16 protein-coding genes are annotated in these 19,145 nt (G+C 66.4%); all 16 read left to right on the top strand.

The window, feature by feature from the left end; all coding sequences use genetic code 11:
• The first annotated feature begins 76 nt into the window (after positions 1-76).
• Positions 77-967, top strand: a complete 891-nt coding sequence (gene dksA, locus QTI66_RS20755) for an RNA polymerase-binding protein DksA (RefSeq protein ID WP_286561748.1) — start codon at positions 77-79, stop codon at positions 965-967.
• A 37-nt stretch (positions 968-1,004) separates the two neighbouring features.
• Complete coding sequence (locus QTI66_RS20750) at positions 1,005-2,561, top strand: hypothetical protein (protein ID WP_286561747.1); 1,557 nt, start codon at positions 1,005-1,007, stop codon at positions 2,559-2,561.
• Between the two features lie 55 nt (positions 2,562-2,616).
• Positions 2,617-3,162, top strand: a complete 546-nt coding sequence (gene hslV / locus QTI66_RS20745) for an ATP-dependent protease subunit HslV (protein WP_286561746.1) — start codon at positions 2,617-2,619, stop codon at positions 3,160-3,162.
• A gap of 175 nt (positions 3,163-3,337) precedes the next feature.
• Positions 3,338-4,663 (top strand): ATP-dependent protease ATPase subunit HslU, encoded by a 1,326-nt coding sequence (gene hslU, locus QTI66_RS20740; RefSeq protein WP_286561745.1) that lies wholly within the window; start codon positions 3,338-3,340, stop codon positions 4,661-4,663.
• Between the two features lie 261 nt (positions 4,664-4,924).
• Complete coding sequence (gene mraZ, locus QTI66_RS20735; RefSeq protein WP_286561987.1) at positions 4,925-5,356, top strand: division/cell wall cluster transcriptional repressor MraZ; 432 nt, start codon at positions 4,925-4,927, stop codon at positions 5,354-5,356.
• Positions 5,357-5,364: 8 nt separating this feature from the next.
• On the top strand, positions 5,365-6,285 hold the full coding sequence (gene rsmH, locus QTI66_RS20730; protein ID WP_286561744.1) for a 16S rRNA (cytosine(1402)-N(4))-methyltransferase RsmH: 921 nt from the start codon (positions 5,365-5,367) through the stop codon (positions 6,283-6,285).
• The gene (ftsL, locus tag QTI66_RS20725) at positions 6,282-6,635 is read left to right on the top strand and encodes a cell division protein FtsL (protein WP_286561743.1); all 354 of its coding nucleotides are present in this window, start codon (positions 6,282-6,284) and stop codon (positions 6,633-6,635) included. Before rsmH ends, ftsL begins: the two co-directional genes overlap by 4 nt.
• On the top strand, positions 6,632-8,383 hold the full coding sequence (locus QTI66_RS20720; protein WP_286561742.1) for a peptidoglycan D,D-transpeptidase FtsI family protein: 1,752 nt from the start codon (positions 6,632-6,634) through the stop codon (positions 8,381-8,383). The genes ftsL and QTI66_RS20720 overlap by 4 nt, the downstream gene beginning before the upstream one ends.
• A complete protein-coding gene (locus QTI66_RS20715; protein ID WP_286561741.1) occupies positions 8,383-9,906 on the top strand; it encodes a UDP-N-acetylmuramoyl-L-alanyl-D-glutamate--2,6-diaminopimelate ligase in 1,524 nt (507 codons plus the stop codon). Before QTI66_RS20720 ends, QTI66_RS20715 begins: the two co-directional genes overlap by 1 nt.
• Complete coding sequence (locus QTI66_RS20710) at positions 9,903-11,330, top strand: UDP-N-acetylmuramoyl-tripeptide--D-alanyl-D-alanine ligase (protein ID WP_286561740.1); 1,428 nt, start codon at positions 9,903-9,905, stop codon at positions 11,328-11,330. The genes QTI66_RS20715 and QTI66_RS20710 overlap by 4 nt, the downstream gene beginning before the upstream one ends.
• Positions 11,331-11,345: 15 nt before the next feature.
• Entirely contained in the window at positions 11,346-12,524 is a 1,179-nt protein-coding gene (mraY, locus tag QTI66_RS20705; protein ID WP_286561739.1) for a phospho-N-acetylmuramoyl-pentapeptide-transferase, read from the top strand.
• Between the two features lie 5 nt (positions 12,525-12,529).
• Positions 12,530-14,356, top strand: coding sequence for a UDP-N-acetylmuramoyl-L-alanine--D-glutamate ligase (murD, locus tag QTI66_RS20700; RefSeq protein WP_286561738.1), 1,827 nt, complete (start codon positions 12,530-12,532; stop codon positions 14,354-14,356).
• Complete coding sequence (gene ftsW, locus QTI66_RS20695; RefSeq protein WP_286561737.1) at positions 14,353-15,657, top strand: putative lipid II flippase FtsW; 1,305 nt, start codon at positions 14,353-14,355, stop codon at positions 15,655-15,657. The genes murD and ftsW overlap by 4 nt, the downstream gene beginning before the upstream one ends.
• Positions 15,654-16,712 (top strand): undecaprenyldiphospho-muramoylpentapeptide beta-N-acetylglucosaminyltransferase, encoded by a 1,059-nt coding sequence (gene murG / locus QTI66_RS20690; RefSeq protein WP_286561736.1) that lies wholly within the window; start codon positions 15,654-15,656, stop codon positions 16,710-16,712. The genes ftsW and murG overlap by 4 nt, the downstream gene beginning before the upstream one ends.
• On the top strand, positions 16,709-18,157 hold the full coding sequence (gene murC, locus QTI66_RS20685) for a UDP-N-acetylmuramate--L-alanine ligase (RefSeq protein WP_286561735.1): 1,449 nt from the start codon (positions 16,709-16,711) through the stop codon (positions 18,155-18,157). The genes murG and murC overlap by 4 nt, the downstream gene beginning before the upstream one ends.
• A complete protein-coding gene (locus QTI66_RS20680; RefSeq protein WP_286561734.1) occupies positions 18,154-19,143 on the top strand; it encodes a D-alanine--D-alanine ligase in 990 nt (329 codons plus the stop codon). Before murC ends, QTI66_RS20680 begins: the two co-directional genes overlap by 4 nt.
• The last annotated feature ends 2 nt before the right edge of the window (positions 19,144-19,145 follow it).

The following is a 19,145-nucleotide window of genomic DNA, read 5'->3' as shown; positions in this document are numbered from 1 at the left end:
CTGCGAGGTATTGTGGAAACCACGGGTGAAAACAACCAGTGGAAGCGCGTCATATTCAATGAAGGAGCCCGTCACCGTGAACAAACCCGTCGCCAAGGCCAAGCCTGCTACCAAGCCGGACGTCAAGAAGACACCGGCCGCCAAGCAGGCTGCGCCCGCTGCGAAGAAGGTTGCGGCGACGCACAGCCCCGCCAGTTCCGAAGCGCCTGCCAAGGCCGCCGCCGCTGTGCATCCCGCAGCGAAGAAGGCTGAGGCACCGGCGCCCGTGGCCGCCAAGAAGGCCACCACGGTAGCCGCACCGGTGGCGTCACCCGCCGTTCCGGTGAAAGTCGCAGCGCCTGCTGCGCCAGCGCACGTTTCGGCCATGCCGGCGCGCAGCGGACGCGTTTCATCGCGCTTGTCATCGCTGACAGTTCCTTCCATGCCCCAAACGGTGGCCTCCACGGCCGCCAAGTCCAGTTTTACGAAGATCATGTCTACCGTTCTCGTCCCCCCACCGCCCGTCGCGATCAAGAAAGATCCCAAGCTCGCCAACAACTGGAAGACCAAGTCGGCCGAACAGCTCACCGACGACGAAGTCATCGCCATGCCCGAGTCGGAATACATGAACGACAAGCAGATGGCGTTCTTCCGGCTCAAGCTGATGGCGCTGAAGCAGGGCATTCTCGACAACGCCGGCGAAACCACCGAGCACCTGCGCGAAGACACCGTGGTCGTGCCCGACCCGGCCGACCGCGCCACCATCGAGGAAGAACACGCCCTCGAACTGCGCACCCGTGACCGCGAGCGCAAGCTGCTGAAAAAGATCGAGCAGTCGATCCAGCGCATCGACGCCGGCGACTACGGCTACTGCGACGAAACCGGCGAGCCCATCGGCGTCGGTCGCCTGCTGGCCCGCCCCACGGCGACGCTCTCGCTCGAAGCGCAACAGCGCCGCGAACTCAAGCAGAAGATGTTCGGGGACTGATTCCTCCTGCACCTCCCTGGATAAAAGCGCTCACGACATGGCCAAGGAAGAAACCGGCCGCCTCTTGGCCAAGGTGGCCAAGTTCGTCCGCAATCCGCTGAAGGACTGGAACGAGCTCGACGCTCCGGAGTCCGTCCCCGCGGAAAACGGTTACAGCCGCGAGATGCTCAAGGAAATGATCGAGCGGCGGCAGCGCAACGATTTCGTGCGCCGCCGCGAGTTCGACATGCTGCGCAAGCTCCGCCAGCGCGAAGCCAGCGGCGGCACCGCGGAAGGGGCGGCAGCCATTTCCTCTTTCAACATGAGCACCTCGGGCAAGTCCGAAGGGCGCGCGCTCACGCTCAAGAAGATCGACGAGATCGAAGAGCAGATGTCGCAGCAATGGTGGAAGGGGCGCGGCCCCAACGCGACGCCACCCGCCGACAGCAATGAGCCGCCCAGCGAGGCGGTTCTGGCGGACCAGCGCGCGCGTGCCTACGCCGACACCGAGCCGGGCGTGGCGCCGCCGCAGCCTGAAGTCGCGGCAGCGGCCCCGGCGGCTGCTGACCCCGCCATTCGCGAGCACAGCCACCCCACGGGGCTCGAAGACGCAGCAATCCGTTTTGCCCAGGGCGACGATGCAGGGGCGGAAACCGTGTTGCTGCAACTCGTGGCGCCGGACAGCCCGCAAGCCGATCACAACGAAGTCTGGCGTGCACTGCTGGACTTCTATCGCGCCACAGGTGATGCCGAGAAGTTCGGTGCCGCCAGCACGCGCTATGCGCAGCGCCTGAGGCGGCCGGGCCCCGAGTGGGTATCGCTGAGGTCCCTGGTGCGCGACGCCCAGACCGCCTTCGATTCGCTGCCGGCCGAAATCACGCCCAGCGTGCCCGTGCAAAAGGCCGACTGGGTCAGCCCCGCGCGCATCACGCGTGAAAGCCTTGGCGATCTCACCCGCGCGCTGAGCGCCGCAGGCGCCGAGTGGGAGTTCGACTGGCATGGGCTGGGCAGCATCGAGCCGGATGCCGCGCCGCCGCTTCGCGCGCTCTTCAATCACTGGGCCGATTCCCCGGTGCAATTGCGCTTTACGGGGGCCGAGCAGTTGCTGGCCGTGCTCGCGCAGGCCGCGCCGACCGGCGACCGCAGTGTCGACGTCGTGTGGTGGCAGCTGCGCATGGCGGTATTGCGCACGCTGCACGAGCCCGACATGTACGAGTTGGCCGCGCTCAACTACTGCATCACCTACGAGGTGTCGCCACCACCGTGGGTCGAGCCGCGCGGCACCTACAGCGATTTCACGGCGCCTGTGCCACCGCCCAACACCAACATCTCCTTCCCGAGCCGCGCGTTGCTGGTCGGGCAGTTGAGTGGCGATTGCCGCAACTTGTTGCGCAGGCTGGATTTCGAGCTGTCGCATGCGCTGACGCCCATCGTCTCGTGCGCCGCCTTGGTGCGCGTCGATCTGGAAGCGGCTCGCGCCCTCGTGGATTGGGTGGCCGATCACGAGGAAAAGGGCATGCGCATTGAGTTTGTCGAAGCGCACCGTTTGGTGGCGACCTTCTTCCACGTGGTCGGCATCACCGAGCACGCCACCGTGGCCGTTCGGGCGAAATAGTTTTCGTCTCGTAATTGGCCTTGCATTTGGGCGCCGCTGCCCCCAAATTGCTTCGATGGAACAATTTCACGGAACAACGATTGTCAGCGTTCGTCGCAAGACCCCAGGGGGCGACCAGGTCGCGATCGGTGGCGATGGCCAGGTGACACTGGGCAACGTCGTCATCAAGGGCACGGCGCGCAAGGTGCGCCGGCTTTACGGCGGCAGGGTGCTGGCGGGATTCGCAGGCGCCACGGCCGATGCTTTCACGCTCTTCGAGCGCTTCGAGGCCAAGCTCGAAAAGCACCAGGGGCAACTGGCCCGCGCGGCCATTGAACTGACCAAGGACTGGCGCACGGATCGCGTCCTGCGCCGTCTCGAAGCCATGCTGGCGGTGGCCGACGCCACCACCTCGCTCATCATCACCGGCAATGGCGACGTGCTGGAGCCCGAACAGGGCATCGTGGCCATCGGATCGGGTGGCGTGTATGCGCAGTCGGCAGCCAAGGCGCTGCTGGACAACACCGACCTGTCGGCCACCGACATCGTCAAGAAATCGCTGGAGATTGCCGGGGAACTGTGCATCTACACCAACATGAACCACACGATCGAGACGCTCTGAACATGCGCCCCCACGCTCATCACTTTGTGTATTCGCTGCCCCCCGAGGGGGCGCTCACCTCCCTTGGGGCGGCCCGGCGGAGCACTGTGAGCCCCCACGCTCATCACTACGTGTATTCGCTGCCCCCCGAGGGGGCGCTCACCTCCCTTGGGGCGGCCCGGCGGGAGGTGACTCCATGTCCATGACCCCACAGGAGATCGTCTCCGAACTCGACAACCACATCGTCGGCCAGGTCGACGCAAAGCGCGCGGTCGCCATTGCCCTGCGCAACCGCTGGCGCCGTCAGCAGGTGGACGCCAAGCTGCGCTCCGAGATCACGCCCAAGAACATCCTCATGATCGGCCCCACGGGCGTGGGCAAGACCGAGATCGCGCGGCGCCTGGCGCGCCTGGCGGATGCGCCCTTCATCAAGGTCGAGGCGACCAAGTTCACCGAAGTGGGCTACGTCGGCAAGGACGTGGATTCCATCATTCGCGATCTCGCGGAAATCGCCGTCAAGCAGACGCGTGAGCATGAGAGCGCCAAGGTGCGCATGCGTGCCGAGGACGCCGCCGAGGAACGCATCCTCGACGTGCTGTTGCCACCCGCGCGCCTGGCCGATGGCGCCACCGCCGGAGACAGCGGCAACACCACGCGCCAGGCCTTCCGCAAGAAGCTGCGCGAGCACCTGCTGGACGACAAGGAAATCGAGATCGACCTGGCCGAAGCGCGCCAGCCGCTCGAAATCATGGGTCCGGCCGGCATGGAAGAAATGACCGAGCAACTGCGCGGCATGTTCGGCCAGCTCGGCCAAGCCAAGCGCAAGACGCGCAAGCTCAAGATCGCCGAGGCGATGACCTTGCTCATCGACGAAGAGGCCGCCAAGCTGGTCAACGAGGACGAGATTCGCGCGCAGGCCATCACCAATGCGGAGCAGAACGGCATCGTCTTCATCGACGAGATCGACAAGGTGGCCACCCGCACGGACGCGCAGGGCGCCGACGTGTCGCGCCAGGGCGTGCAGCGCGATTTGCTGCCGCTGGTCGAAGGCACGGCCGTCAGCACCAAGTACGGCGTGGTGCGCACCGACCACATCCTGTTCGTGGCCAGCGGCGCTTTTCACCTCAGCAAGCCCAGCGACCTGATTCCGGAGTTGCAGGGGCGCTTTCCCATTCGCGTCGAGCTGCAGTCGCTCTCGGTGGCGGATTTCGAAAGCATCCTCACGCAAACGCGCGCATCGCTGGTCAAGCAGTACCAGGCGCTGCTCGCCACGGAAGGCGTGACGCTCGATTTCACGCCCGACGGCATCACGCGGCTGGCGAGCATTGCCTTCGACGTCAACGAGCGCACCGAGAACATCGGCGCGCGCCGCCTGTCCACCGTGATGGAGCGCCTGCTGGACGAAGCAAGCTTTGATGCAACCCGTTTTTCGGGTCAGACGATCCGCATCGACGCGGCGTATGTGGATGCTCGCTTGCAGGCACTAAGTCACGATGAAGACCTTTCGCGCTACATCCTCTAGCGTCTCCTGACAAGGCCTGTGTTTCACAAAGCACATTCAGTGCCTTTGCTAAGTGCTTACTTATAAAGGACTTTTCGCCGCGTCCTGATTTTTGAAAACGCGGCTAAGTCCTTGATTCCATTACAAAAAATAGACAAGGCCCACCCTTGCGCACCCCTTGATTCCTGCTACAGTGCAAAAAAGTGCATTTAAGTGGGAAATAGTGTCGGTCAGTGCCTGTTTTGGGTGCGCGTCACGTTCCGTCAACGGGGTTTCGTGGTCGTGTTTCAAGGCGCTTCATCGCTGAGTCTGGATGCCAAGGGGCGTTTGTCCGTCCCTACGCGGCATCGCGATGTGCTGGCTGCTACAGCCGGCGGTGCACTCACGATCACTCGGCACCCCCATGGCTGCCTGATGATCTTTCCGCGCCCCGCGTGGGAGCAGTTCCGCGAGCGCATCGCCGCGATGCCGCTGAAAGACCAATGGCTCAAGCGCCTGTTCCTGGGCAACGCGATGGATGTGGACATGGATTCCACCGGCCGCATCCTCGTGTCGCCCGAACTGCGCGCGGCGGCCAACATCGCCCGCGACACGCTGCTGCTGGGCATGGGCAGCCACTTCGAGTTGTGGGACAAGGCCACGCACGACGCCAAGGAGGCCGAGGCCATCCAGGCGGGCTTGGCATCGGGCGCCCTTCAGGACCTTTCTTTCTGAGAGTCGGCGTGGACAACCAATGGACCCACACCACCGTCCTCCTGGAAGAAGCGGTTGCTGCTCTCCAGGCCGATGGCTCGCGCGACACCTTCGTCGATGCCACCTTCGGGCGGGGCGGCCACGCCCGGGCGATCCTGGAGCGATTGGCGCCGGAGGGCCACCTCATCGCGTTCGACAAGGACGCGGAAGCGGTGGCCGAAGCAGCGCGCATCGAGGATGCGCGTTTTTCCATCCGTCACCAGGGGTTCAGGCATATCGGCGAATTGCCGCCGGCCAGCGTGGGCGGCCTGTTGATGGACCTCGGAATCAGCTCTCCTCAAATCGACAACCCCGCGCGGGGTTTTTCTTTTCGTTTCGACGGCCCGCTGGACATGCGCATGGACACCACGCGCGGAGAAAGCGTGGCCGAGTGGCTGGCAACAGCAGAACAACAACAGATTGCAGAGGTCATCCGTGACTATGGCGAAGAACGGTTTGCTGTTCAGATTGCAAAGGCGATTGTTGCTCGCAGACAAGAACGGGGCGCAATTTCAACCACCACCGAACTGGCCGACCTCGTGGCTGGCGCGGTCAAAACCCGCGAGCCGGGCCAGAACCCTGCAACGCGCACATTTCAGGCTCTTCGGATTTTCATCAATGCCGAGCTTGAAGAGCTGCAACAGGCGCTAGAGGCGAGTCTTTCCGTGCTTCAACCCCAGGGCCGGCTTGCCGTGATCAGCTTCCACTCGCTGGAAGACCGCATCGTCAAGCAGTTCATCGCAAAGCATTCGCGCGAGGTGTTCGACCGCCGCGCGCCCTTTGCCGTGCCCCAGGAAATGAAGCTGCGCTCCATCGGGCGCATCAAGCCGTCGGAGGCGGAGGTCAAGGGCAATCCGCGTTCGCGCAGCGCGATCCTGCGCGTGGCCGAGCGCACGGGGGCGCCCGCATGAGCCGGCTCAACCTGCTGCTGCTGGTCGCCGTGCTGGCCTCGGCGCTTTATGTCGTGCACACGCAGTACATGGCACGCCAGCTCTACACGGAAATGCACCGGGTCGAGCAGGAGGCGCGCCGCCTCGAGCTCGACTACGAGCGCCTGCAGGTTGAAAAGCGCGCGCAGGCCACCCCGCTGCGCGTCGAAAAGCTCGCCAAGGACCAACTGAAGATGCGCACGGCCACGCCGGCCATCACGCAGTACGTGCGGCAGGACGGCAGCGTCATTCCCGCCGTCGCCCCCGTGGCGGCACCCGCGCCGGGCGGTGCTCCGGCGCGCGGCGCCGGCGCGGCAAGGAGCACGCATTGAGCCGCAATCGCAGCGTCCGCTACACGACGAGCCCCCTGCTCGCGAGCAAGACGCCTGTCTGGCGCAGCAAGCTCATCGTCGCGGGCATCGCGCTGGGCTTCGTGGTGCTGGGCGCACGCGCGGCTTACGTGCAGGTGTTCGGCAACACCTTCTTCCAGCGTCAGGGCGAAGTGCGTTTTGTGCGCACCCTGGAGCTTCCCGCCAACCGCGGCCGCATTCTCGACCGCAACGGACTGCTGCTGGCATCGAGCGTGGTGGCGCCCAGCATCTGGGCGATTCCCGAAGACGTGGAGCGCAACGATCCCGAGACACGCGCCAAGCTCAAGCAGGTGGCCAAGCTGCTGGGCATGTCGCAAAAGGACTTCGACAAGAAGCTCGAAGACGAGGACAAGACCTTCGTCTGGATCAAGCGCCAGGTGGACGAACCCATCGCCAAGCAGATCGCCGCGCTCAACCTCAAGGGCATCTACCAGCGCCGCGAGTACAAGCGCGAGTACCCCGAAGGCGAAGCGGCCGCGCACGTGGTCGGCTTCACCAACGTCGAGGACAACGGGCAGGAAGGCATTGAACTGGCGTTCAACAAGGACCTGGCCGGCAAGGCCGGCTCGCGCCGCGTCATCAAGGACCGGCTCGGCCGCGTGGTCGAAGGCATTGGCGAGCAGGTGCCGCCCTTCGACGGCAAGGACATCCAGCTGAGCATCGACAGCAAGGTGCAGTTTTTTGCTTACCAGAAGCTGCGCGACGCCGTCACGGCCAACAAGGCCAAGGCCGGCAGCGTGGTGGTGCTCGACTCGGTCACCGGCGAGATTCTGGCGCTGGCCAACTACCCGAGCTATGTGCCCGACAAGCGCGCCAACCTCACCGGCGAGCAACTGCGCAACCGCGCGCTCACCGACGTGTTCGAGCCGGGCTCGACCATGAAGCCGATCACCGTGGGCATGGCGCTCGAAGCGGGTCGCATCACGCCGCAGACGATCATCGAAACCGGCCCCGGCCGCTACAGCCTTGGCGGCTTCACCATCAGCGACACCCACAACTACGGCTCGCTGACGGTGGAAGGCGTCATCCAGAAGTCGAGCAACATCGGCGCGCTCAAGATCGCGCAAAAAATGACACCGCACGAGATGTGGGACACCTATACCTCGCTGGGCTACGGCCAGAAGCCGCAGGTGCAGTTTCCCGGCGCGGTCACGGGCCGCCTGCGTCCGTGGAAGTCGTGGAAGCCCGTCGAGCAGGCCACCATGGCCTACGGCTACGGCCTGTCGGCGTCGCTGTTCCAGATGGCGCATTCGTACACCTCGTTTGCGCACAACGGCGACATCATCCCGGTGACCATTCTCAAGAGCCCGGAGCCGGCCGTCGGCGTCAAGGTCTTCTCGGCGAAGAACGCTCTGGCCGTGCGCAAGATGCTGCAAATGGCGGCGGGCCCCGGCGGCACCGGGCCGCTGGCGCAAACCATCGGCTATTCGGTCGGCGGCAAGTCCGGCACGGCCCACAAGCAGGTTGGAAAGGGCTATGCGAGTAACAAGTATCGCGCTTGGTTTACGGGCATGGCACCGATCGACAAACCGCGCATCATCGTGGCTGTGATGATCGACGAGCCCAGCGCCGGGCAGTATTTCGGCGGCTTGGTGGCGGCGCCTGTCTTCAGCGAAGTCGTCCAGCAGACGCTGCGCATGATGAACGTGCCGCCCGATCTCGCAGTGAAGCCGCTGGTGGTCACCAGTGGCGTGGACGAGAGCTTCTGATGACGATGGTCTTGCACACCCCCACCGAAGCCGCGCAGTGGTTGCGCGGACGGGTGCGCGGCGCACTGCACGCGGACAGCCGTGCGGTGTCCGCGGGTGACGGCTTCATCGCCTGGCCAGGCGCAGCCACCGACGGACGCCGCCATGTGGCGGCCGCGCTGGCGCAAGGTGCCGTGGCGTGCCTTGTCGAGCGCGAGGGCGTCGAGGCCTTCGGCTTCGAAGGCGATGCCATCGCCAGCTATGCGGGCCTGAAGGCTGCCACCGGGCCCATTGCGGCCGCTTTCCACGAACACCCCTCCGAGCGGCTCGACGTGCTGGCCGTCACCGGCACCAACGGCAAGACATCCACCGCGTGGTGGCTGGCCGAAGCGCTGTCGGGACTGGCGGGCACGGCAGGCGCGCCCGCTGCCGCGCGCGGCCCCTGCGCAGTGGTGGGCACGCTGGGCATCGGCGCGCCGCCCAACCTCACGTACACCGGCCTCACCACGCCCGATCCGGTGATGTTGCACCGCTACCTGCGCGATTTCGCCGACCGCGGATTCGGCGCGTGCGCCATCGAGGCGTCCTCCATCGGCATCGTCGAGCGGCGCCTGGACGGCACGCGCATTGCGGTGGCCGTGTTCACCAATTTCACGCAGGACCACCTCGACTACCACGGCAGCATGGACGCCTACTGGCAGGCCAAGGCGGAACTCTTCCGCTGGCCGGGCCTGCGCGCGGCGGTGGTCAACATCGACGACGTGCACGGCGCCAGCCTCGTGGGCAACCTGCGGGCGAACGGCGCCGCGGGCGCGCTCGACGTCTGGACGGTCTCTGCCGCCGGCGCGCGTGCCCGCCTGAGCGCACACGACGTGGGCTACGACGCGCAAGGCCTGCGCTTCACGGTGGTGGAGTCCGGCGTTGCGCCCGAGCATGTGGCCACGGTGCTGATCGGCCAGTACAACGTGGCCAACCTGCTGGGCGTACTGGGCGCGCTGCGCGCACTGGGCCTCACGCTGGCGCAAGCCGTCGCGGCCTGCGCCAACCTGAGCAGCGTGCCGGGCCGCATGGAGCGCGTGCCGGCCGAGCAAGGGCCGATGGTGGTGGTCGACTACGCCCACACGCCTGACGCACTCGACAAGGCGCTGGTGGGCCTGCGCCCGCTGGCGCAGCAGCGCGGCGGCAAGCTGTGGTGCCTGTTCGGCTGCGGTGGCGACCGCGACCCGATCAAGCGGCCCATGATGGCCGCCGTGGCCGAGATGCAGGCGGACCGCGTCGTCGTCACCAGCGACAACCCCCGCAGCGAAAAGCCCGGCGCCATCGTCAGCCAGATCCTGCTGGGTCTGGCCAGCCCCGAAGCGGCGCAGGTCGAACTCGACCGGGGCCGCGCCATCGCGGAAACCATCGCACAGGCGGCACCGGACGACGTCGTGTTGCTGGCAGGCCGGGGCCACGAAGCCTGGCAGGAAATCGCGGGCGAGCGCATCGCCTTTTCGGACCGCGCGCACGCGGCCGACGCGCTGACGCAAAGGACTTCGACATGATGACTCTCGAACAGGCCGTGGGCTGGATCCCGGGTGCGCGGCTGGTCGGCGACGGCAAGACGCGCATCGACCGTGTTCACACCGACACGCGCACGCTGGCCGCAGGTGACTTGTTCGTGGCGCTCAAGGGCGAGCGCTTCGATGCGAACGATTTCCTTCCTGATGCCAAAGCCAGTGGCGCCGCGGCGGCCATTGCCCACCGCGGACTGGAAGCGGCGAGCCTGCCGGGTTTCGAAGTGCCCGACACGCTGGCCGCGCTGGGCGCACTGGCCGCGGGCTGGCGCGCGCAGTTCGAGTTGCCCTTGATCGCCGTGACCGGCAGCAACGGCAAGACGACCGTCACGCAAATGATCGCGGCGATCCTGGCCGCCAGCAGTGGCGACCGGTCGCTGGCCACGGTCGGCAACTTCAACAACGAGATCGGCTTGCCGCTTACCGTGCTGCGCCTGCGCGCGCAGCATCAACTGGCCGTGGTCGAACTCGGCATGAACCATCCGGGCGAGATCGCGCGGCTGTCCGCCATTGCGCAGCCGACCATTGCGCTGGTCAACAACGCGCAGCGCGAGCACCAGGAATTCATGGAGACGGTGGAGGCCGTGGCGCGCGAGAACGCCGAGGTCTTCGCGGCCTTGCCCGAAGATGGCACGGCGGTGTTTCCCCACGGCGACGAGTTCACCGCGCTGTGGACCCGGCTCGCGCAACGCGGCGCGTCGCGCCGCTGCCTCACCTTCGGCGAGCAGCCCAACGCCGACATCGCACTGCTGGAGGCCGTGTGGCATGGCTGTGCGTGGGACGTCGAAGTGCAGACGCCGCTGGGCCTGATGGCTTGCCAGTTGCGCATTGCGGGGCGCCACAACGTCATCAACGCGTTGGCGGCCACGGCGTGTGCGCTCGCGGCAGGTGTTTCGCTCGAAAAGATCGCGCAGGGCCTGGCCGCGTTCCAGCCGGTGAAGGGCCGCTCCAGCGCCCGCGTGCTCACGCGCGCCGACGGACAGGCCATCACCGTGGTGGACGACACCTACAACGCCAATCCGGATTCGATGCGCGCCGCCATCGACGTGCTCGCCGGCCTGCCCGCACCGCACCTGCTGGTGATCGGCGACATGGGCGAGGTGGGCGACCAGGGTCCGCAGTTCCACGCGGAGATCGGCGCGTGGGCGGCCACGCGCGGCATCGAGACCGTCTACGCACTGGGCGCCGAATCGGCGCACGGTATCGACGCCTTCACCACCGAAGGCATGGGCGCCGGCGAAGGCCGGCATTTCAACGACATCGACGCGCTCAACGCGGCCGTGCTGGCAAAGCTGCCGCGGGCTTCGAGCGTGCTCGTCAAGGGATCGCGCTTCATGAAGATGGAGCGCGTCGTGCAGGCCATTGCCGCACAGATCCAGACCAACAACGAGGAGGCCGGTCATGCTGCATGAGCCGCGCAATACGACGTGCTGCTGAGCCTGGCTCAATGGCTGCAAACGCTCTCGCCCGAGTTCGGGTTTCTGCGCGTGTTCCAGTACCTGACCTTTCGTGCGCTGGGCGCCGCGTTGACGGCCTTGCTGGTCGGCTTGATCGCCGGCCCGTACGTGATCCGGCGACTGACGGCGCTCAAGATCGGCCAGCCCGTGCGCGGCTACGCCATGGAAACGCACCTGGTCAAGAGCGGCACGCCGACCATGGGTGGCGTGCTGGTGCTGTTCTCCATTGCGCTGGCCACCGTGATGTGGTTCGACCTGAGCAACCGCTTCGTGTGGATCGTGCTGTGGGTGACGCTGGGTTTCGGGGCCATCGGCTGGGTCGACGACTGGCGCAAGGTGGTCAAGAAAGACCCCGAAGGCATGCCTTCGCGTGAGAAGTACATCTGGCAATCCATCGTCGGCCTGCTGGCCGCTTTCTATTTGTTGTTCAGCATTTCGGAAAGCTCCAACTGGCGCGTGCTGGAACTGTTCTACACGTGGGTGCGCTCGGGCTTCGACCTGAACTTTCCGCCCAAGACCAACCTGCTGGTGCCTTTCTTCAAGGAGATCAGCTATCCACTCGGCGGCGTGGGCTTCGTCATCCTCACCTACCTGGTGATCGTGGGTGCGAGCAATGCGGTCAATCTCACGGACGGGCTCGATGGCCTGGCCATCATGCCGGTGGTGATGGTGGGCTCGGCGCTGGGCGTGTTCGCCTACGTGACGGGCAGCTCCGTGTATTCGCGCTACCTGCTGTTTCCGCACATTCCCGGCTCGGGCGAACTGCTGGTGTTCTGTTCGGCGATGGCCGGCGCGGGCCTGGCCTTCCTGTGGTTCAACACGCACCCGGCGCAGGTGTTCATGGGCGACGTCGGCGCGCTGGCGCTCGGCGGAGCACTGGGCACCATCGCCGTCATCGTGCGGCAGGAAATCGTCTTCTTCATCATGGGCGGCATCTTCGTGGTCGAGGCCATCTCGGTGATGACGCAGGTGATGTACTTCAAGTACACCAAGAAGCGTTTTGGCGAAGGGCGGCGCGTGCTCAAGATGGCGCCGCTGCACCACCACTTCGAAAAGAGCGGCTGGCGCGAGACGCAGGTCGTCGTGCGCTTCTGGATCATCACGATGCTGCTGTGCCTCGTGGGCCTGTCGACACTCAAGCTGAGATAGGCGCAGTGAAGCATCTGAACCAACTCCACGTGCTGATCCTGGGCCTCGGTGCGTCCGGCCTGGCGATGGCGCGCTGGTGCGCGCGCAACGGCGCCGTGGTGACCGTGGCCGATACGCGCGAAGCACCGCCGCAACTGGCGGTACTGAAGCAGGAACTGCCGGACGTGGCCTTCGTCGGCGGCGCCTTCAGCGCGGCGCTGGTCGACGGCACGCCCATCCGCGCCGTGTACTGCTCGCCGGGCCTGTCGCCGCAGACGGTGGCGCCGGTGGTGTCGAGCGCGCGTGCCGTCGGGCTGGCAGTGGGCGGTGAACTGGATCTGTTCGCGCAGGCGTTGGCGGATCTGCGGATTCCTCCGGAGATTGTTGAGGCGGTCGAGGAATCGACGGCCGAGGCGGCGATGCCCGATGCGGCGATGCCCGATGCGGCGAACGACGCGACGAATGAGCCGACGGGCGACATGACGACTGACGCGGCGGGTGACCCTGCGAATGACGCGACGGGTGACGCTGCGACCATTGCGGCGGGCGAGGCCACCGACGCCACAGCCCCGTCGACGTTGCAAGCGAGCGAACCGGCAGATGCCGAGCCCGCGACAGACGCCGCCGACGACGAAGAAGACGTCCCCGCGCCCGTGATCCCCGAAGCCCCGCCAGCGCGCGGCTACGAGCCCGCGGTGCTGGCCATCACCGGCACCAACGGCAAGACGACCGTCACCTCCCTGACCGGTCAACTCGTGGAGCGCGCTGGCAAGACCGTCGCGGTGGCAGGCAACATCGGCCCCACGCTGCTGGACACGCTGGCGGCGCGCATCGACGCGCAGCAACTGCCCGACGTCTGGGTGCTGGAACTCTCCAGCTTCCAGCTCGACGCGGTGCAGGGCTTCGAGCCCACGGCCGCGACCGTGCTCAACCTCACGCAAGACCATCTGGACTGGCATGGCGACATGGCAGCCTACGCGGCGGCCAAGGCGCGCATCTTCGGCAAGAAGGGCCTGATGGTGCTCAACCGCGACGACGCGGGCGTGATGGCCATGCTGCCGCCGCCCGTCCGCGTCAAGCTCCAGCGGCCGCAGGTGCGCACGCACCTCACCTTTGGCGCGGCGCTGCCGCTGCGGCCGGGGGACTTCGGCATCGAACGCGTCAACGGCATGAGCTGGCTCGTGCGTGCACACGAAGCCGACGAAACCATCAAGCGCAAGCGCGGCGCCGTGGTCGAAGAAGAAATCCACCTGCAGCGACTCATTCCTGCCGATGCGTTGCGCATCCGCGGCCAGCACAACGCGCTCAACGCATTGGCGGCGCTGGCACTCGCGTCGGCCGCGGGCTGCGCGCTCGCGCCGATGCTCTACGGACTGCGCGAATACCGCGGCGAGCCGCATCGCGTGGAGCCGGTGTCGATCATCGACGAGGTCGAATATTTCGACGACAGCAAAGGCACGAACGTCGGCGCGACCGCGGCCGCGCTGAACGGCCTGGGCGTGGATCGCAAACTGGTCGTCATCCTGGGTGGCGAAGGCAAGGGCCAGGACTTCTCGCCGCTGTCAGAACCGGTTCGCCAGCATGTACGCGCCGTGGTGCTGATCGGGCGCGATGCGCCGCTGATCGAGCAGGCGCTCGCATCCACCGGCGTGCCGCTGTTGCACGCGCCGTCGATGGCCGAAGCCGTCAACCTCGCCGCCGACAACGCGCAGCGCGGCGACGCCGTGCTGCTTTCGCCGGCGTGCGCGAGCTTCGACATGTTCAAGGACTACGCGCATCGCGCGGCAGTGTTCTGCGAATCGGTCGAAGCCTTGGCCGACCGTCCGCGCCCCGGCCATGGAGACGCCGCATGAACAGCGCTGCGCTCGCCGCCCAGGAGAACAGCAGCCATGCCCGCGCGTGGTTCGGGCGCCTGTTCGGCCGCGCGCGCAAGAGCATCGACGCCTTGCCGGTGCACCTGCCCGTGCATCTGGGCGGAGCCGGCGTCACACAGACCAAGGCCGCGCCCATGCGTGTGCTCGGCTTCGACCAGGCTTTGCTGTGGGTGGCGGTCGCACTGCTGGCCTGGGGCCTGGTGATGGTGTATTCGGCCTCGATCGCGATTCCTGACAACCCGCGCTTCGCCCGTCAGAACTACGGACAGGCGTACTTCCTCACGCGCCATATGGTCTCCCTGGTGGCAGCCTTTATCGCAGCCCTGCTGGCCTTCCAGGTGCCCATGCGCGCCTGGGAACGCGCCGCGCCGTGGCTCTTCGTCGCCTCGCTGCTCTTGCTGGTGGCCGTGCTGATTCCGCACGTGGGCCGCAGCGTGAACGGTGCGCGCCGGTGGATTCCGCTGGGCATCACGAACTTCCAGCCCTCCGAGTTGGCGAAGCTCGCCATGGTGCTCTACGCCGCCAGCTACATGGTGCGCAAGATGGAGATCAAGGAGCGCTTCTTCCGCGCGGTGCTGCCAATGGGCGTGGCGGTCGTGGTGGTCGGCATGCTGCTGCTGGCCGAGCCGGACATGGGCGCCTTCATGGTCATCGCGGTGATCGCGATGGGCATCCTCTTTCTGGGCGGCGTCAACGCGCGGATGTTCTTCGTGATCGCCACGCTGGTGGTGGTGGCCTTCGGGATGATCGTCGCGTCTTCGCCGTGGCGGCGCGAGCGGATCTTTGCCTACCTCGATCCGTGGAGCGAGCACAACGCGCTCGGCAAGGGCTACCAGTTGTCGCATTCGCTGATCGCGATCGGACGCGGCGAGATCTTCGGCGTGGGCCTCGGCGGCAGCGTCGAGAAGCTGCATTGGCTCCCCGAAGCGCACACCGACTTCCTGATGGCGGTGATCGGCGAGGAGTTCGGACTGGTGGGCGTGCTGACGGCCATCATCCTGTTCTTCTGGATGACGCGCCGCATCATGCACATCGGCCGCCAGGCCATTGCGCTCGACCGCGTGTTCTCTGGTCTCGTGGCCCAGGGCATCGGCTTGTGGATCGGCTTCCAGACCTTCATCAACATGGGCGTGAACCTGGGGGCCTTGCCCACCAAGGGGCTGACGCTGCCGCTGATGAGCTTTGGCGGCTCGGCCATCATCATGAATCTCATTGCGCTCGCGATCGTTCTGCGGATCGACTACGAGAACAGGGTGTTGATGCGGGGAGGGCGCGTGTGAAAACGGCCCTTGTCATGGCGGGCGGAACCGGGGGACACATCTTCCCGGGCCTCGCCGTTGCCGAAGCCCTGCGCGAACGCGGCTGGCGTGTGCACTGGCTGGGCGCGCCCACGGGCATGGAGCAGCAACTCGTGCCGCCGCGCGGCTTCGAATTCGAGGCGGTGCAGTTCGGCGGCGTGCGGGGCAAGGGCCTCACGACGCTGGTCTTCCTGCCGATGCGCCTGCTGCGCGCCTTCTGGCAGAGCATTGCCGTGGTTCGCCGCGTCAAGCCTGATGTGGTGGTTGGCCTTGGCGGCTACATCAGCTTTCCGGGCGGGATGATGAGCGTGCTGCTGGGCAAGCCGCTGGTGCTGCACGAGCAGAACTCGGTGGCCGGCCTGGCCAACAAGGTCATGGCCAGCGTGGCCGACCGCGTGTTCACGGCTTTCCCCAACGTGCTCAAGAACGCCAAGTGGGTCGGCAACCCGCTGCGCGCCGCCTTCCTTTCGCAGCCCGATCCGGCTGCGCGCTTTGCTGGCCGCACCGGCCCGCTCAAGCTGCTGGTGGTCGGCGGAAGCCTGGGCGCCAAGGCGCTCAACAGCATCGTGCCCCAGGCGCTGGCGCGCATCGCCCCCGGTGAGCGCCCCGTCGTGCTGCATCAAAGCGGCGCCAAACAGATCGACGAACTGCGCGCCAACTATGCGGCCGCGAACGTCGAAGCCGAACTCACGCCTTTCATCGAGGAGACCGCCGACGCCTATGCCGCGGCGGACCTCATCGTTGCGCGCGCCGGCGCCAGCACCGTGACCGAAATCGCGGCGGTGGGCGCGGCGGCGCTGTTCGTTCCCTTTCCGTCGGCTGTCGACGACCACCAGACCACCAACGCGCGATTTCTCGTCGACAACGGTGGCGGCTGGCTCGTTCAACAGTCCGAACTCACTCCTGAATTGCTTTCCGACTTGCTGCAAAAGACACACAGGGCCGCCCTGCTGGAGCGCGCCATCAAGGCCAAGAGCCTGCAAAAGACCGAAGCGGTTATCGAGGTCGTCCGTGCCTGCGAGGAGTTGGCCAAATGAAGCACGCGATTCGTCACATTCACTTCGTCGGTGTCGGCGGCTCGGGCATGAGCGGCATCGCCGAGGTGCTGCTCAACCTGGGCTACAAGATTTCGGGCTCCGACCTGGCCGACAGCGCGACGCTGCGCCGACTCGCGGGCCTGGGCATCACGACGCACGTCGGCCACGACGCCGCGCACATCGCCGGCGCGGACGCAGTGGTCACCTCCACCGCCGTGCAGGGCAGTAACCCCGAGGTGCTCGCGGCCCGCGAGAAACGCATCCCCATCGTGCCGCGTGCGCTGATGCTGACAGAGCTGATGCGGCTGAAACAGGGTATCGCCATCGCCGGCACGCATGGCAAGACAACCACCACCAGCCTCGCGGCGAGCGTGCTGGCGGCGGCGGGGCTCGACCCGACCTTCGTCATCGGCGGCCGGCTCAACAGCGCGGGCACCAATGCGCAACTGGGCAGCGGCGACTACATCGTGGTGGAGGCCGACGAATCGGACGCCTCGTTCCTGAACCTGCTGCCCGTCATGGCCGTGGTCACGAACATCGATGCCGACCACATGGAAACCTACGGGCACGACTTCGCGCGGCTCAAGCGGGCTTTCGTCGATTTCCTGCACCGCATGCCCTTCTATGGCGTGGCCATCCTGTGCACCGATGACGCAGCGGTGCGGGAGATCGTTCCGCACGTGTCCTGCCCGGTCACGAGCTACGGCTTCAACGAAGACGCGCAGGTTCGCGCCGTGGACGTGCGCCCCGTGGGCGGACAAATGCACTTCACCGTGCAGCGCCGCAACGGCGTCACGCTGCCGGACCTGCCCATCACCTTGAACCTGCCGGGCGAGCACAACGTGCGCAACGCGCTGTCGGTGATCGCGATGGCGGTCGAACTCAACATCGCGGACGAAGCCGTGCAGCGCGGACTTGCCGATTTCAAGGGCGTCGGCCGCCGCTTCCAGCGCTACGGCGACGTCGCCGTGCCACAGCGCAACGGCGAAAGCTTCACGGTGATCGACGACTACGGCCATCACCCGGTGGAGATGGCCGCCACCATCGCGGCGGCGCGCGGCGCCTTTCCGGGGCGACGCCTGGTGCTGGCCTTCCAGCCGCACCGCTACACCCGCACGCGCGACTGCTTCGAGGACTTCGTGAAGATCATCGGGCAAGCCGACGCCGTGCTGCTGGGCGAGGTCTACGCGGCGGGCGAAGCGCCCATCGTGGCCGCGGACGGCCGTTCGCTGGCGCGCGCCCTGCGCGTGGCAGGCAAGGTCGAGCCGGTGTTCGTCGATGACATCACCGAAATGCCCCAGGCCATCCTGGACAACGCCCGCGACGGCGATGTCGTGATCTGCATGGGCGCAGGTTCGATCGGTGCCGTACCCGCCAGGGTCGTCGAGTTGGGCGGGGTTGCACCCGCCGTTCATGTCAATGCAGGAAAAGGAGCGCCAGCGTGAGCGCCGTGGATATCAGTCGTTTTGGCAAGGTCGCCGTCTTGATGGGCGGAAGCTCGGCCGAGCGTGAAATTTCGATCATGTCGGGCACCGGCGTGCTGGGCGCCTTGCGCGCCAAGGGCGTGGATGCGCATTCCTTCGACCCGTCGCAGCGTGACCTGGTCGAGCTCAAGCGCGAGGGATTTGCGCGTTGCTTCATCGCCTTGCACGGTCGTCACGGCGAAGATGGCACGGTGCAGGGTGCGCTGGAATTGCTGGGCATTCCCTACACCGGCTCGGGCGTCATGGCTTCCAGCGTGGCCATGGACAAGGTCATGACCAAGCGCATCTGGGTGGCGGACGGACTGCCCACGCCGCGCTATGCGCGCCTGGCCTTCGACCAGCAAAGCATCGAGCAGGTGCGCGCGGTGCCGGACGTGCTCGGCCTGCCCCTCATCGTCAAGCCGCCGCGCGAAGGCTCATCCATCGGCGTCACCAAGGTGAACGGCTATTCGGAGATGAAGGACGCCGTCGCGCTCGCCGCGCAGTTCGACTCCGACGTGCTGTGCGAGGAGTTCATCGAAGGCGAGGAAGTCACCTGCGCCGTGCTGGGCTCCGGCCAGTATGCGCAAGCCCTGCCGGTGGTGCGCATCGCCGCACCCGAAGGCGCCTACGACTACCAGAACAAGTACTTCACAGACGACGTGAAGTACCACTGCCCGAGCGGCCTCGCGCCCGAACTCGAAAGCGAAATCCAGCACATCTCGCTGGCCGCCTACCGCACCCTCGGCTGCCGCGGCTGGGGCCGCGCCGACGTGATGATCCGCGCGAGCGATCGCAAGCCTTTCCTGCTCGAGATGAACACCTCGCCGGGCATGACCAGCCATTCGCTGGTGCCGATGTCGGCGCGCGCGGCGGGCATCAGCTATGAAGACCTGTGCGTGCGGGTGCTGGCCTCGGCGACGCTGGACTCCGCATCGCCGGCCGAAACCAGTGGAGGCGGCAACTGAAA

Source organism: Variovorax brevis, assembly GCF_030317105.1.
Classification (GTDB): domain Bacteria; phylum Pseudomonadota; class Gammaproteobacteria; order Burkholderiales; family Burkholderiaceae_C; genus Variovorax; species Variovorax brevis.
This window is presented reverse-complemented; position numbering and strand designations above follow the sequence as displayed.

Bases quoted from the DNA above. Each gene is read 5' to 3' on its own strand.
- QTI66_RS20750 (WP_286561747.1), top strand. From the start codon at position 1,005: ATGGCCAAGGAAGAAACCGGCCGCCTCTTGGCCAAGGTGGCCAAGTTC.
- hslV (WP_286561746.1), top strand. From the start codon at position 2,617: ATGGAACAATTTCACGGAACAACGATTGTCAGCGTTCGTCGCAAGACC.
- hslU (WP_286561745.1), top strand. From the start codon at position 3,338: ATGTCCATGACCCCACAGGAGATCGTCTCCGAACTCGACAACCACATC.
- ftsL (WP_286561743.1), top strand. From the start codon at position 6,282: ATGAGCCGGCTCAACCTGCTGCTGCTGGTCGCCGTGCTGGCCTCGGCG.
- QTI66_RS20715 (WP_286561741.1), top strand. From the start codon at position 8,383: ATGACGATGGTCTTGCACACCCCCACCGAAGCCGCGCAGTGGTTGCGC.
- QTI66_RS20710 (WP_286561740.1), top strand. From the start codon at position 9,903: ATGATGACTCTCGAACAGGCCGTGGGCTGGATCCCGGGTGCGCGGCTG.
- ftsW (WP_286561737.1), top strand. From the start codon at position 14,353: ATGAACAGCGCTGCGCTCGCCGCCCAGGAGAACAGCAGCCATGCCCGC.
- murC (WP_286561735.1), top strand. From the start codon at position 16,709: ATGAAGCACGCGATTCGTCACATTCACTTCGTCGGTGTCGGCGGCTCG.